Source organism: Psychroserpens sp. NJDZ02, assembly GCF_004843725.1.
In the GTDB taxonomy this organism is placed as follows: domain Bacteria; phylum Bacteroidota; class Bacteroidia; order Flavobacteriales; family Flavobacteriaceae; genus Olleya.
On record NZ_CP039451.1, the window covers coordinates 230,618 to 245,580 of the forward strand.

Here is a 14,963-nt window from a genome sequence, read left to right on the forward strand (position 1 = left end):
AAAGCCTTGTCGCATCCAACTTTTTTTTTGATTTTTGAGAGAGAATTAACCAACAACACAAAATAAGAATTATGCATAATAACGAGATGATGGAGAAGGAAGAGATTTTTTCGAAAGTATTAAGAGCGGGAAGACGAACTTACTTCTTTGATGTAAGAGCGACAAAAGCAGATGATTATTACTTAACGATTACAGAAAGTAAAAAGTTTACAAATGATGATGGATCATTTCATTATAAAAAACATAAAATCTATTTATACAAAGAAGATTTTAGCGAATTTAATGAAATCTTAAAAGAAATGACAGATTATATCATCAACGAAAAAGGAGATGAAGTGATTAGTGAGCGTCACCAAAAAGATTTCAAAAAAGAATACGATACACCAAAACCAGACGTAGTTAAAGAAGTAGCGTCTACTGAAACAACCAATGATACAGCAACTGCTGAAAGTAGATTTACAGATGTAGATTTTGATGATATCTAATAAGTATTAACTAGTAGTGTTAGTTAACCAATAAAAAAGCCTTTTCTAAATTAGAAAAGGCTTTTTTTATGTTTTATTATATATCAAAAACAATATTAAAACAGAAGACAATCCCCACCAACACGACAAACTGAGCTAATAAACCTAACAGAATAGGTTTTGGTTGTTCAGACAGCTCTTTAAAATCTGGAAGATTTATACCCAAAGCAACACCAAACAGGGTTATGATCAATGTTCTAGTGCCTGATTTATATCGGACATCTATTACGACACAACAGTACCATTAGGCACGTTACTCTCAGGGTTAAGTAATATAACATCTTTTCCGCTAACTGCTCCAAGCACAAGACACTCGCTCATAAATTTAGCAATCTGTTTTCTAGGAAAATTTACTACGGCAACAATTTGCCTATTCAATAATTCTTCCTTTTTATATAACGTTGTTATTTGTGCACTTGTTTTTTTTATTCCCAAACCTCCAAAATCAATCGTTAACTGATAGGCAGGCTTTCTAGCTTCAGGAAAATCATTAACTTCTATAATTGTACCAATACGTAAATCTACTTTGGTAAAGTCCTCAAATTGGATAGTATCACTCATGACTTAATTGGTTAGTTTGTTTGTGGTTATACTGCAATGTAATATTTTAAAATGAAATATTAAAAACGATATCATTTAAAACCGATAAGAATTTCGATTTAAAATTAGAGAAATTCTTATCTTTATATAGCTCTCTTTTTTGATGGTGTTACTCGCCTATTATAATAAATTAAATTAACGGAGCACTGTTTCATTAAAAAGAACACACCTTAATTACAAGTAAAAAGAAACCTATGAACTATTCAATGAAAGCAACTTCAACTGCAAAAAATAATGCGTCTATACAGATTAAAAACACTGAGATTAACTTTGGAACAACAAAAGATTCTGCTGATACGTTAGCCAATCCGGCTGAGTTGTTTCTAAGTTCATTTTCAGCATGTATTCTTAAAAATGTAGAACGTTTCTCTGACCTAATGCACTTTGAATACAATACAGCTGAAATCACAGTAAATGCCATTCGTTTAGAAAAACCACCAAGAATGGATCAAATTAATTATGAGTTAATAGTATATAGTCAAGACGAAACTTTAAATATTAATTTACTTAAAAAAAATATTGAAAAATTTGGTACCATATACAACACGGTTAGTCAATGCTGCACGATAGTCGGTGACGTTAAAAAAATAGTTGACTAAGTATTAAGCCCAACCTTCACGTTTGACTAAAGCTTCAATATGCGCATAATGGTGATTACTATGCCAAGCATAGATACCTACATTTTTATTTAAAGCTACCGTCTCCTGACTCTCTGGGTGAATAAACGTCCGTTGCAACTGCTCGATACTTAATCCTTTTAAATAATAAACCAGCTTAGCGTGTACTGCTTTAATATGTAATAAAGATATAGTTATTGGTTGATTGTAATCATGTTGCGCAGCCCAAGTATTTTCGTCGTAAGCTTTTATAAGCGGATTATCTTCCGTCATAGCCCACTTGAAACGAATGTAACTATGATGATGACTATCGGCCACATGATGCACAACTTGCCTCACGGTCCAACCATCCGGTCTGTAAGCAGTATCTAATTGTTTATCTGACAGATTACTTACCAATTGTTCTAAACGATTAGGGAAATGTTCTAAGATAGAAATCCATGCCTCAATAGTCGCAGCAGTTATCATTGTTGGACAATCAAATAGCCCTATTGGATACTTTAATGATTCTAATTCTTGGTCTGTCATGCTGTAAATATAAATCAAAAAACCTCACAGATTTAAAAAAACTGTGAGGTTTATATTTTAAATGCTCTTGACAAAAAGTCAACAGCAGATGGATTAGTTTACTGCAACTAACTCTACGTCAAAAATAAGTACAGCATCTGGTGGAATTGCTCCGCCTGCTCCTCTTGATCCGTAACCTAAGTCTGAAGGTATTACAAAACGGGCTTTATCACCAACATGTAATAACTGAATACCTTCATCCCAACCAGAAATAACTTGACCTACTCCTACTTGAAAATCTAAAGGTTGATTACGTTTATAAGAACTATCAAAAACAGTTCCGTCTGCTAATTGTCCTTTATAATGTACAGAAACTTGATTTCCTTTTTCTGCTTTTTTACCAGATCCTTTTTGGATAATTTGGTAACGTAAACCACTTGATGTTTCTTCAAAACCTGCTGCTAATTTATCTAATTCTGCACTTTTAGCTTCACGCTCTGCAGCCACACGTTTTTCTCTTGCACCTTCAAATGTTCTAAACGCTTCAATAGCATTAAATTTTTCTGCATCAGCACCAACTCTAACTATTTCTAAAGTATCAATATGGTCATCTTGTCCAATAGCATCAACAACGTCTTGTCCTTTGACAACATTTCCAAAAACGGTATGATTACCATCTAACCAATCTGTAGCAACGTGTGTAATAAAAAACTGACTTCCGTTAGTACCAGGTCCAGAGTTAGCCATACTTAAAATACCAGGTCCACTGTGTTTTAAATCAGGATGAAACTCGTCATCAAACTTATATCCTGGATTTCCAGTTCCGGTACCTTGTGGACAACCACCTTGTACCATAAAATTATCTATTACTCTGTGAAATTTTAAACCATCATAGTAAGGTGTTCCTTGAGGTTTTACAGAGTTCTCCATATTCCCTTCTGCTAAAGCAACAAAGTTACCAACTGTTCCAGGAGTCTTTTCAAATTCTAAAGCGACTAAAATTTCGCCTTTATTCGTATTAAATTTTGCGTATAAACCGTCTTGCATTGCATTGTTTTTTAATGAACTGCAAAGATATAAAGAAGTTAAAAGTTATTAGCGATGCGTGATGGTTTTTTTTAATTGAATCCTATTCTGATAAATTGTATTAGATTTGGACAAGAATAAAAAGCAATTATGGGAGTATTTAGTAAACTATTTGGAGGAAACAACAGTAATAAAGAAGACCACGCATTAATTAATGCTAATTATATTGAAACTATTTTAAAACATAGTGAAGACCAACCGTTAGGTGTAGGAGATCAAAATGTTATTTATGCTGGTTATAATGAGCTGGGTGGCTACTATTATTTACAAACCTATATTGTTGGAAAACTGAATACTAAAACCAAAACTGGCGCAACGTTATTAGTAGAAGGTGACGGTTACAGTTTAAATTTAAAATCTGACATGGACGAAATAGAGTCTGATCCAATAGATATTTTTAAGGGCAACTCTACTAGAATAGATTTTGAAATAGAAAAAGACACGGTAGAAAAAATCAAACGATCCACTATCAAAAGTATTACGCTTAACTTTAAGAAAAACAATTTTGTGTTTACTCCTATTTTAGATGTTGAAAACGAGGTAGAAGAAGAAAACATCTAATAACTTAAGTCATTAGATGTTTTTATTACTTCTATTTATTTAGATCTCGCTTTTAGTTTGCGACTTCGCTTATAAATTTAATACGATACAAACGTAATTCTTCATCATCATAATCACCATCAAACTCGTCTATCGCAACATCTATCTTATCGGTTTCTGATTCCATAAAATAATCATGAATTTCTTCCTGTTGGTCTTCATCTAAAATATCATTAATCCAATAATCAATATTTAGTTTTGTCCCAGAAAAGACAATCGCTTCCATTTCTTTTATAAAAGCATTCATTTCCATACCTTTAGCGGAAGAGATATCTGTTAAAGGTAATTTTCTATCTACGTTTTGTATGATATATAATTTAAGCGCGGAGTTACTACCTGTAGATTTAACTACTAAATCATCCGGTCTTGTAATGTCATTATCTTCGACATATTGTGCAATTAAATTAACAAAATCCTTACCGTATTTTTTAGCTTTACCTTCTCCTACACCATGTACATTAGATAATTCTACTACAGACACGGGATATTTTAACGCCATATCTTCTAAAGAAGGGTCCTGAAAGATAACAAAAGGGGGCACTCCTAATTTTTTAGCATTAGATTTTCTTAAATCTTTAAGCATCGACATTAGTGCCTCGTCTACAACTGCTCCAGTACCACTTTGTGCTGTGATAATAGAGTTGTCTGTAGCATCACCAAATTGGTGATCTTTAGTCATCATAAAAGATTCTGGCTTTTTAATATACGCGTGTCCTTTTTCTGTTATTTTAATAACTCCATAAGTTTCTATATCCTTTTTTAAGAACACAGCGACTAACGCTTGGCGTGTTAAAGCCATCCAATACGACTTATCTTTATCTTTTCCTTTACCAAAAAAGGGTTGTGTATCTGTTTTATGAGAAGAAATTAAAGCATTGGTTTTTCCTGTAATAACACTTACAAGATCTTTTGCTTTATATTTTTCGTTAGTAGCATCCACTATTTCTAAGAGTAATTTAACATCCTCTTTTGCTTCTTGCTTTTCTTTTGGATGACGCATATTATCGTCCATTTCTCCACCTTCGCCTGTAGCATTATCAAAAGCTTCTCCAAAATAATGTAGTATAAATTTACGTCTTGATATTGAAGTTTCCGCGAAAGCGACCACCTCTTGCAGTAACGCCTGACCAATTTCTTGCTCCGCTACCGGTTTACCCGACATAAATTTTTCTAGTTTTTCGATATCCTTGTACGCGTAGTATGCTAAACAATGTCCCTCTCCTCCATCACGTCCAGCACGACCAGTTTCCTGATAATAACTTTCTATACTTTTAGGAATGTCATGGTGAATTACAAAACGCACATCTGGTTTGTCAATTCCCATTCCAAAAGCAATGGTAGCCACAACAACATCAATATCTTCCATCAAAAACATGTCTTGATGGTTAGAGCGTTTTTTAGCATCTAATCCCGCATGATAAGGCACAGCTTTTACACCATTAACCTGTAAGACCTGTGCTAACTCTTCCACACGCTTTCTACTTAAACAATAGATAATACCTGATTTACCTTCGTTTTGCTTTACAAAACGGATAATATCAGCATCTACGGTTTTGGTTTTTGGACGTATTTCGTAATATAAATTGGGTCTATTAAAAGACGCTTTAAACGTATTGGCATCATTCATCCCTAAGTTTTTCAAGATATCTTCTTGAACTTTAGGTGTCGCAGTTGCTGTTAATCCAATTATAGGGATATCATCCCCTATACGCCTTATAATAGATCTTAGGTTACGGTATTCTGGTCTAAAATCATGTCCCCATTCACTTATACAATGGGCTTCGTCCACTGCCATGAAAGAGATTTTTACGGTTCGTAAAAATTCAACGTTCTCTTCTTTAGTTAAAGATTCTGGAGCGACGTACAACAGTTTAGTAATACCGTTGGTAATATCCTCTTTAACTTGTTTAACTTCTGTCTTGTTTAAAGATGAATTTAATACATGTGCAACACCATGTTGATCAGAGATACCACGAATGGCATCCACCTGATTTTTCATTAGTGCAATTAAAGGTGACACTACAATAGCAGTACCCTCTTGCATTAACGCCGGTAATTGGTAGCATAAACTTTTACCACCACCCGTTGGCATGATCACAAATGTATTTTCTTGTTTTGTAATACTTTGTATAACCTGTTCTTGGAGTCCTTTAAACTCGTCAAACCCAAAATATTTTTTTAGTGCAGTATGCAAATCGCTTTTCACTAGTCTAACTTATGTATTAAATTAATTATTCATCCTTATTTACTCACATATGGCTAACAAATAAAATCTTGCTCAAAATTTAATTTCCCTCTCTATTTTTTCGCTAAATTTGTTGCCAATATAATTCTTCAAAACAGAAAATGTTTTTTAGAATAAAACTAAAGATAGTAAAATCTTTATAAACCAAAAAAAATTAAACACATTGAAAACAAAAGCGTCCATTATTAGTAGTGCCAAAGAAACTATTAAATTAGAAGGACAGTCTATATTAAATCTGTCTAATTTAATTGATAATGACTTTGCTGAAGCAGTAGAATTAATTTATAATTCTAAAGGTCGTGTCATAATTACAGGTATTGGAAAAAGTGCCATAATAGCAACAAAGATAGTAGCTACGCTAAACTCGACAGGAACTCCTGCGGTATTTATGCACGCTGCAGATGCGATACATGGTGACTTAGGATTGATACTCCATGACGACGTTGTCATCTGTATTTCTAAAAGCGGAAATACACCCGAAATTAAAGTTTTAGTCCCTTTAATAAAAAATGCAAAAAATAAAATGATTGCCATAACTGGTAATAAAGATTCGTTTTTAGGCCAACAAGCCGATTTTGTTTTAAATGCATTTGTAGAAAAAGAAGCCTGTCCAAATAACCTAGCCCCGACCACTAGTACGACCGCGCAATTAGTTTTAGGAGATGCATTGGCTGTCAGCTTATTAGAAATCAGAGGGTTTTCTAGTACAGATTTCGCTAAATACCATCCAGGTGGCGCTTTAGGAAAAAAATTATATTTAAGAGTACATGATATTTCTTCTGTTAATCAAAAACCAGAAGTTACTTTAGACACGAACATCAAACAGGTTATTATTGAAATTTCCGAAAAAATGTTGGGTGTCACTGCCGTTACAGAAAACAATAAAATTGTAGGTATTATTACAGATGGTGATTTACGTCGTATGTTAAGTAAAGTGGATAATTTTACTAGCTTAACGGCGAAGGATATTATGAGTCCAAATCCTAAACGTATTGAAGAACAAGCTATGGCTATTGATGCTATGGAAGTTATTGAAACGTACGGTATATCTCAATTATTAGTAGAAAATGATGGTAAATACGCAGGTGTTGTGCACGTCCATGATTTAATTAGAGAAGGTATTTTATAATGGCGAAAAAAAATGTAAATGAGATGTCCTTTTTAGATCATCTTGAAGATTTAAGGTGGCATTTAATTAGGATTGTATCTGCTGTTGTTCTTTGTGGATTGGTAGCGTTCTGTTTTCCAAGTATTTTGTTTGACAGCATTTTATTTGCACCCCAGAAAATGGATTTTCCAACGTACCAATCGTTGTGTGAAATGTCTCAATTTTTCGGATTCGATAACATTAGCTTTTGTGCCGACTCATTTCCGTTTATTATCCAAAACCGTGAAATGGCGGGGCAATTTTCCATACATATATGGACCTCCATATATGCCGGATTTATTGTAGCCTTCCCCTATGTCATTTATCAATTATGGAAATTTATTAGTCCTGGATTAACCTCTAAAGAAAGAAGAACATCCACTGGTTTTATTGTAATATCTTCCCTCTTGTTTTTTATGGGCGTGTTATTTGGATATTATATTATAACCCCGTTATCTATCAACTTTTTAGGAACATACTCTGTAAGTGCAGAAGTATCAAACGAAATTGACATCTCCTCTTATATTGGTTTAATCAGAGCCTCTGTATTAGCGTCTGGTATTATTTTTGAGTTACCCATATTAATATACTTTTTAACAAAAGTAGGTCTGGTTACCCCTCAATTTTTAAAAAAATATCGAAAATTCGCATTAGTTATTGTCTTAATTTTGTCGGCAGTAATTACACCTCCGGATGTAGCAAGTCAAATTATTGTAGCGATTCCTGTACTAGTTCTATATGAAGTTAGTATCCATATCTCTAGAATGGTAGTAAAAAAAGAAAATAAAAAAGAAAAAAAAGATGTCAGAACCAGTTAAAGAATTTAACGACTATCGCGAAAAAATGAATGATAAAATTCTAGGCGATAATAATAAAATAATCAAGCGTATTTTTAACCTTGATACCAATGCCTTTTCAGAAGGGACTTTGGATGTTAAAACGAAAGAGTTATTAGGACTTGTAGCCTCTACAGTATTACGTTGCGATGACTGTATTAAATACCATTTAGAATCTAGTTACAAACATGGTCTAACCAAAGAGCAAGTTATGGAAACCTTAAGTATTGCCACATTAGTTGGTGGTACAATAGTCATACCACACTTAAGACGCGCTTACGAGTTTTGGGAAGCTTTAGAAGCTCAAGATGTTGTACAACAAGGTTAAACTTTAGATAAATTAAAGTCCCTTTTTTAGAAGTTATATTGAAATGCTTATTTTTAGCACAATTAAACACACCAAATGAAGCTTAGAGCCGAACATTTAATGAAGTCCTACAACGGACGTAAAGTAGTAAAAGACGTATCGCTTGAGGTTAGTCAAGGTGAAATTGTTGGGCTTTTAGGCCCTAATGGTGCTGGAAAGACCACCTCTTTTTATATGACGGTTGGTTTAGTAAAACCAAATGCTGGTAATATCTATTTAGATGACACCAACATTACTAACTATCCTATGTACAAACGTGCTCAAAACGGTATTGGTTACTTAGCACAAGAAGCTTCGGTGTTTAGAAAACTTAGTATTGAAGACAATATTTTAAGTGTTTTACAAATGACCAAACTAACCAAAAAGGAACAATTGCACCGCATGGAATCCTTGATTGAAGAGTTTAGTTTAGAGCATATCAGAAAAAGCAGAGGGGATTTATTATCAGGAGGAGAACGTCGTCGTACAGAGATTGCACGTGCCTTAGCGACCAATCCTAGTTTTATTTTATTGGATGAACCTTTTGCAGGAGTAGATCCTGTAGCTGTAGAAGACATACAACGTATTGTAGCGCAATTAACCAAAAAGAACATTGGTATACTTATTACCGATCACAATGTTCAAGAAACCTTAGCAATTACAGACCGTACCTATTTAATGTTTGAAGGAAGTATCCTTAAAGCAGGAGAACCTGAAGAACTAGCCAATGATGAAATGGTCCGAAAAGTATACTTAGGTCAGAATTTTGAATTACGTAAAAAGAAGATTAGAGATTAAATTAAAGTCTTACGCTGTCTATCATTCCCTCTTGTAGAGAGTATAATTAACAGAAAAAAGACTTAGATTTCATCTTAAATAAAACCATAAAAAAGCCCAATTGAATTTTCAATTGGGCTTTTTCTTTATATATTAAAGTTGGTCTTAAACCTCTTCCTTTACTTTTCTTACATTAGCTTTAGCATTCTCCGCTAAAATTTTCTTCTGATAGCGTCCTTGTACAACATCTACAATAATTAAAATAACCAATACAAAGTAAAAAGTTGTTTTACTCATAGACTCAATAGGATTTCCAAATAACTCTAATTGTGCTAAATGCCCACCTTCTGTTACTAACATAATCCCGACTATAAATAAGATAAATAACCCAAGGACCTCATACATTCTATTCTTAGCTAAAAACGAAGAAATTCGGTCTGCTAAAAACAACATTAACAACCCACTAATTACAATGGCAATTGCCATAACTATAAATGCTGTTGTACTACTTTCAATTTCGCTAGTTAATCCTATGGCTGCTAAAATAGAATCAAAAGAGAATACTAAATTCATGATAACAATACTTGTTATAACGGCATTGGCAGATTTACCACGTGTCCCGTCTCCTTCTATATCAGCATCTAAATCATGGGCTCCAATCATATGCCAAATTTCTTTAATAGCAGTATAAATAATAAAACCACCTCCAGCAAGTACTATTAAACTATGCCCATTAAAAGCAAAACTAGCAACACTACCTAACTCGCCTGTCATGAAAGAAAAAGGTTCTTTAAAAAAGTCAATAATTGATACTAGGACAAACAATAAAATAATACGTAGTACAATAGCAATTAAAATACCGACTTTCCTAACACGTTTCTGATCTGCTTCAGGTGCTTTTTTTGATTCTAAAGAGATATATAAAAGGTTATCAAATCCTAAAACGGCTTGTAATAAGACAAGCATAAATAATGTGAAAATAATTTCTAACATGAGCTATAAATAGTTGATTTTATAAATTTAATTAATATTGTTAAACAAGGATAGTAAGATATACAGTATAATAATTGCCGGTATAGCAGCAAAATGTAATACAATTAAAAGTATAACACTTAAAATAATAAAGATGTAACGGACTGCATTGGACTTAAAACTCCACTCTTTAAATTTTAAGGCGAATAATTTTACTGGCGAATTTAAGATATAGCAACTCAATACCGTCAAGGCTATTAAAAACCATTGATTAAGTATAATACTATTAATTAAATCGTTATTCTGAAACTCTAGAATTAAAGGCAATGATAAAATTAGTAACGCGTTTGCAGGTGTTGGTAAACCTTTAAAGTAACTCTGTTGGTCTTCATCTATATTAAAACGTGCCAGTCTGTAAGCAGACGCTAATGTCACAAATAACCCAATAAATGGTAGTAAATTAAAATGGTAACCTGACCAATTCATGGTTTCTGACCATTCGTCAACAGAGGTAATCGCTCTACCATTACTTGCCAATTCCAGTAATTTAAACACCACAATACCTGGCACTAATCCACTAGTAACCATATCTGCTAAGCTATCTAGCTGAAGTCCAAGTTCGCTTTGCACATTTAATTTTCTAGCTAATAATCCATCAAAAAAGTCAAAGAAAATTCCTAGAAACACAAAAAATGCAGCAAACACAAAATGGTTATTAACCGCAAAGATTACGGCAACACTTCCGCAAAATAAATTAAGAAGTGTTATAAAGTTAGGTATAAAAGCTTTAATGTTCATCCGTTAGTTTTTTGTAAAAATAGCAAAGTATTTTGTTCTATTCCAAACACTGAGCAATATAGTATTAAAATTGAAGTTTTATATATAGAAAAATTATAGCATCTTTGTAAAAAAAATTGAAATTGAAAGTACATTTACTAGCCTTTTTACTGCTGTGTGCATCATTTACTATCGCACAAACGACACGTAAATATTCAAATGAATTTATGAATATAGGTGTGGATGCTGCTGCTTTAGGTTTAAGTAATGCTACAGTTGCTAGATCTAATGATGTTAATTCTGGCTATTGGAACCCTGCAGGATTAGTTCACCTAGAAGACAACCAGTTAGCCTTAATGCACTCTAGTTATTTTGCTAATATTGCAAATTATGACTACGCCGCTTTTGCGATGCCTTTAGATGAAGACAGTGCCTTCGGAATTTCTTTAATCCGTTTTGCTGTCGATGATATTTTAGACACAACACAACTTATTGACGAGCAAGGTAATATTAATTACGATCGTATTAGTTTATTCTCTACCGCAGATTATGGTGTAACGTTTTCATATGCTAGAGATCTACCTATCCAAGGATTAAGTTATGGTGTTAATGCTAAAATCATTCGACGTATTATTGGTGATTTCGCCTCAAGTTGGGGATTTGGTTTAGATGCTGCCATTCAATTTGAAACTAAAAATAATTGGAAGTTTGGTATTATGGCTCGTGATATAACGACAACCTTTAATGCTTGGACTATTAATGACGATGAATTTGCTAAAGTCCAAAATGCTGTGGAAGGTCAAAATCAAGACTTACCAGAAACAACAGAAATTACGATTCCTAAATTACAAATAGGTATTGCTAAATTATACCGCTTTCATTACGACTATACTTTGGAGGCCGAATTAGACTTAAACGTCAGATTTGAACAAAACAACGATGTGATATCAACCTCTTTTGCAAGTATCAACCCTGCTTTAGGCTTTGAATTTGGCTATGTAGATATGATTTACTTAAGAACAGGTGTTGGTAATTTTCAAAACGAATTACAGATAGACAATTCCGAAGATTTAACATTTCAGCCAAGCTTTGGTGTCGGGTTTAAATATAAAGGCATTCAAGTAGATTATGCTTTTACGGATATTGGAGACCAAAGTGTCGCACTATATTCTAATGTGTTTTCGTTAAAACTGGACTTTAGTGTTTTTAGATAAGTTATCTTTGTAACATGATAAAAGCTTTACAATTTTTCTTTTTATTTACAATGGCTACTGCTTTTTCTCAAAGCATACCATTGTCTCAAGATGCCACAGTAAGTGTTATTACTATTGGACCAGGAAGCAACCTAAATGATGCTTTTGGCCACAATGCCATTAGAGTACACTCTAGATTTTATGATATTACTTACGACTTTGGACGTTATGATTTTGATGCCCCTGGTTTCTATTTAAACTTTGCCAGAGGAAAACTAAACTACCTACAAGGCAAATCAAATTACAAGCATTTTATTGCCCTTTATCGCAATGAAAACCGAACAATAAAAGAACAGCAACTACAGCTTACTGCAGTTGAGAAGCAAAACTTATACGATTACTTAGAAGCCAATTACAAAAACAATCAAGGCGCTTATTTATATGATTTTTTCTATGATAATTGTGCGACTAAAATCAGAGATGCTATTGAAACAACCTTGGCTGGTAATTTAATCTACAACCTACCTGATCATTACAAAAAGCAGACCTTTAGACAATTAATTGATGCTAATTTACATTGGAATACTTGGGGTAGTTTTGGTATTGATATCGCTTTAGGATCGATTATAGACCGTACAGCAACGCCAAGAGAACAACTCTTTTTACCAGAATATGTTAATCAAAATTTTGAGACAGCCACCTTAAAAGATTCTGGTCAAAAACTAGTCTCAAACTCTAAAACGATTTATACACAAAAAGGGGAGAATGAAAACAAGACCAGCTCATTTTTAACTAGTCCTTTACTAGTCATGTTACTAATTGGAGGACTTATCATTTTTATAACTTATAAAGACTTTAAAAACAAAGTACGTTCTAAAGGGGTAGACCTGGCTATATTTATCACCACTGGTCTAATTGGTGTCTTATTATTTTTATTATGGTTTGCTACAGACCACACAGGAACAGCCTATAATTACAATGTCCTATGGGCTTTTCCTTTAAGTCTATTTTGTGTCCTACAAATTATAAAAACCGTGCCTAAAAAATGGTTTATAGCCTATATTAAGTTTTCTATACTAATGTTATGCTTATTAGTTATGCATTGGACTATTGGTGTACAACGCTTTGCTCCTGCTTTAATCCCGTTATTAATTGCTTTAGTAATTAGATATGTTTTTCTCTTAAAACATTATAAGTTAACAGCTATTTAGTTTTTATAACACCATTAGAAAAGCTAATAATTTTATCACGACCTCTTGTTTACTTTTGCCTGCATTTACTAATTCTGGCAGATAGATATGTTCAGCAGTTATTGACTAAGTCAAAACTACAAATCGGCCTACTGTCCTCTAAAAAAGATCACCGTACTTAGGGTTTTGACAATGATATTAATGTCTAGTAAAAAACTACGATGCTTGATATAGTATAAGTCATACTGCAATTTTAATAGACTATCATCCACACTAGATCCGTAACGTGCTTTGACTTGTGCCCAACCTGTAAGCCCAGGTTTTATAATATGCCTAGTTTCGTAAAATGGAATGACCTGAGACAATTCTTTAACAAAATACGGACGTTCAGGACGTGGTCCGATCAAACTCATATCACCTTTAAGAATATTTATAAACTGTGGCATTTCATCTAATCTAGAGACGCGTAAAAATTTACCAAAAGCAGTAATACGGCTATCATTTTTTGTGGCCCAAACAGCTTTATTCGTTTCTGCATTTTTAATCATAGTCCTGAATTTAAAAATCTTAAAGGGGACACCATTTTGCCCGACGCGTTCTTGCGAATAAAACAAAGGACCTCTATTCCCAATAGCATTTCCTATTAATACTAAAGGTAAAATTAACAATCCGATCAGGACGCCAACACTAGCCAAAAGGACATCAAATAAACGTCTATATGTTAAATAGAGTTTATTTTTATTGTTTCGACTAAACGGAAAGTATTTATAAAAATCTTTACCGACAAACTGTACGGGTACACGATACGTAATATCCTCATACACTTGCGTATACTCTTTTATAGGAAATCCTTTCTCCAAAAGCATAATCAAATCACTATAAATAGCAGGTGTAATATTTTCCGAATTATAACTAGCGATAACCACTTCAGAAATACTTTCCTCTTTTATAATCTGGTGTAAATCAGCAGGCTCATATTCCTGTAACCCAGTATATTTAATAGTCTCTTTCTTTTCAATTTCACAATTAATAAACCCTATGATTTTGTAATTAGGGTCTGCATTGGCAAAGGCATCCACAATGGATTTAATATTAGACGTCTCTCCAACCAACAATACTTTTTTAAAAAATCTAGGGGACGAAATAAAAGTAATATAAGCCCATCTCCAAAGGTATAAACCAAACAGAATAGCCAAATAAAAATAAAGAATTTGTAATCTGTTTTCAGGCAAAGACGGTGTATAAAAAGGAGTCAACAAATAAAATAAAACGGTTGCTGACGTGGTCATTAAGACGGTTCCTAAAACGGTATCTAATCGGCTGGATTTTTGTAAATCATACAATTCTAACACCGTACCAAATACTGAAATATAAAGTGCCAGCACTAAAAACCACGCCCAATGCTTATCATACACTCTAAAATAATCAAACTCAAAAAAAGTACTGACTAAATATAATGACACTCCAACAAACAGCAGGTCAAATAAACGTAACAGAATTTTACGTTCAGAAATCTCAAAGTGAATACCACTGTTATTACTCATTG

General features: G+C 33.3%; 17 protein-coding genes. 9 read left to right on the plus strand and 8 right to left on the minus strand.

The genetic code is table 11. The annotated features are described in order from the left end of the window. Window positions 1-71: 71 nt before the first annotated feature. Window positions 72-485, plus strand: a complete 414-nt coding sequence (locus E9099_RS01130; RefSeq protein WP_136581914.1) for a PUR family DNA/RNA-binding protein — start codon at window positions 72-74, stop codon at window positions 483-485. 76 nt (window positions 486-561) lie between these two features. Here the strand turns inward: E9099_RS01130 and E9099_RS01135 are convergent, their stop codons facing one another. Both E9099_RS01135 and E9099_RS01140 read right to left on the minus strand, forming a co-directional pair. Continuing rightward, entirely contained in the window at window positions 562-717 is a 156-nt protein-coding gene (locus E9099_RS01135; RefSeq protein WP_168800696.1) for a hypothetical protein, read from the minus strand. 32 nt (window positions 718-749) lie between these two features. Beyond that, a complete protein-coding gene (locus tag E9099_RS01140; protein WP_136581915.1) occupies window positions 750-1,085 on the minus strand; it encodes a tRNA-binding protein in 336 nt (111 codons plus the stop codon). A 233-nt stretch (window positions 1,086-1,318) separates the two neighbouring features. Between E9099_RS01140 and E9099_RS01145 the strand changes: the two genes are divergently transcribed. Continuing rightward, complete coding sequence (locus E9099_RS01145; protein WP_136581916.1) at window positions 1,319-1,723, plus strand: OsmC family protein; 405 nt, start codon at window positions 1,319-1,321, stop codon at window positions 1,721-1,723. A gap of 3 nt (window positions 1,724-1,726) precedes the next feature. On the opposite strand, the gene E9099_RS01150 is transcribed toward E9099_RS01145, so the two are convergent. Both E9099_RS01150 and E9099_RS01155 read right to left on the minus strand, forming a co-directional pair. After that, the gene (locus E9099_RS01150) at window positions 1,727-2,269 is read right to left on the minus strand and encodes a YfiT family bacillithiol transferase (protein ID WP_136581917.1); all 543 of its coding nucleotides are present in this window, start codon (window positions 2,267-2,269) and stop codon (window positions 1,727-1,729) included. A gap of 93 nt (window positions 2,270-2,362) precedes the next feature. Next, window positions 2,363-3,295, minus strand: coding sequence for a peptidylprolyl isomerase (locus E9099_RS01155; protein WP_136581918.1), 933 nt, complete (start codon window positions 3,293-3,295; stop codon window positions 2,363-2,365). 129 nt (window positions 3,296-3,424) lie between these two features. Between E9099_RS01155 and E9099_RS01160 the strand changes: the two genes are divergently transcribed. Continuing rightward, complete coding sequence (locus tag E9099_RS01160) at window positions 3,425-3,895, plus strand: hypothetical protein (RefSeq protein WP_136581919.1); 471 nt, start codon at window positions 3,425-3,427, stop codon at window positions 3,893-3,895. Window positions 3,896-3,947: 52 nt separating this feature from the next. Here E9099_RS01160 and E9099_RS01165 read toward each other — a convergent pair whose 3' ends face one another. After that, on the minus strand, window positions 3,948-6,140 hold the full coding sequence (locus tag E9099_RS01165; protein WP_136581920.1) for an ATP-dependent DNA helicase RecQ: 2,193 nt from the start codon (window positions 6,138-6,140) through the stop codon (window positions 3,948-3,950). A 202-nt stretch (window positions 6,141-6,342) separates the two neighbouring features. On the opposite strand from E9099_RS01165, the gene E9099_RS01170 reads away from it, so the two are divergent. From E9099_RS01170 to lptB, 4 genes are all read left to right on the plus strand, one after another. Then, window positions 6,343-7,308 carry an SIS domain-containing protein gene (locus E9099_RS01170; protein WP_136581921.1) on the plus strand — a complete coding sequence of 322 codons (966 nt, stop codon included), beginning with the start codon at window positions 6,343-6,345 and terminating at the stop codon, window positions 7,306-7,308. Continuing rightward, window positions 7,308-8,144: a twin-arginine translocase subunit TatC gene (gene tatC, locus E9099_RS01175; protein WP_136581922.1), complete on the plus strand. Its 837-nt coding sequence runs from the start codon at window positions 7,308-7,310 to the stop codon at window positions 8,142-8,144. The genes E9099_RS01170 and tatC overlap by 1 nt, the downstream gene beginning before the upstream one ends. Further along, window positions 8,128-8,490 carry a carboxymuconolactone decarboxylase family protein gene (locus E9099_RS01180; RefSeq protein WP_136581923.1) on the plus strand — a complete coding sequence of 121 codons (363 nt, stop codon included), beginning with the start codon at window positions 8,128-8,130 and terminating at the stop codon, window positions 8,488-8,490. Before tatC ends, E9099_RS01180 begins: the two co-directional genes overlap by 17 nt. Before the next feature lie 75 nt (window positions 8,491-8,565). Continuing rightward, complete coding sequence (gene lptB, locus E9099_RS01185) at window positions 8,566-9,306, plus strand: LPS export ABC transporter ATP-binding protein (RefSeq protein WP_136581924.1); 741 nt, start codon at window positions 8,566-8,568, stop codon at window positions 9,304-9,306. A 144-nt stretch (window positions 9,307-9,450) separates the two neighbouring features. Here the strand turns inward: lptB and E9099_RS01190 are convergent, their stop codons facing one another. Beyond that, entirely contained in the window at window positions 9,451-10,278 is an 828-nt protein-coding gene (locus tag E9099_RS01190; protein WP_136581925.1) for a TerC family protein, read from the minus strand. A 27-nt stretch (window positions 10,279-10,305) separates the two neighbouring features. Then, entirely contained in the window at window positions 10,306-11,055 is a 750-nt protein-coding gene (locus tag E9099_RS01195) for a CDP-alcohol phosphatidyltransferase family protein (protein ID WP_136581926.1), read from the minus strand. A gap of 206 nt (window positions 11,056-11,261) precedes the next feature. Here E9099_RS01195 and E9099_RS01200 point away from each other — a divergent pair, with 206 nt between their 5' ends. After that, window positions 11,262-12,248, plus strand: coding sequence for a PorV/PorQ family protein (locus E9099_RS01200; RefSeq protein WP_136585104.1), 987 nt, complete (start codon window positions 11,262-11,264; stop codon window positions 12,246-12,248). Between the two features lie 14 nt (window positions 12,249-12,262). Continuing rightward, entirely contained in the window at window positions 12,263-13,438 is a 1,176-nt protein-coding gene (locus E9099_RS01205) for a DUF4105 domain-containing protein (protein ID WP_136581927.1), read from the plus strand. Window positions 13,439-13,566: 128 nt separating this feature from the next. On the opposite strand, the gene E9099_RS01210 is transcribed toward E9099_RS01205, so the two are convergent. Beyond that, a complete protein-coding gene (locus tag E9099_RS01210; protein WP_136581928.1) occupies window positions 13,567-14,961 on the minus strand; it encodes a sugar transferase in 1,395 nt (464 codons plus the stop codon). Window positions 14,962-14,963: the final 2 nt, after the last annotated feature.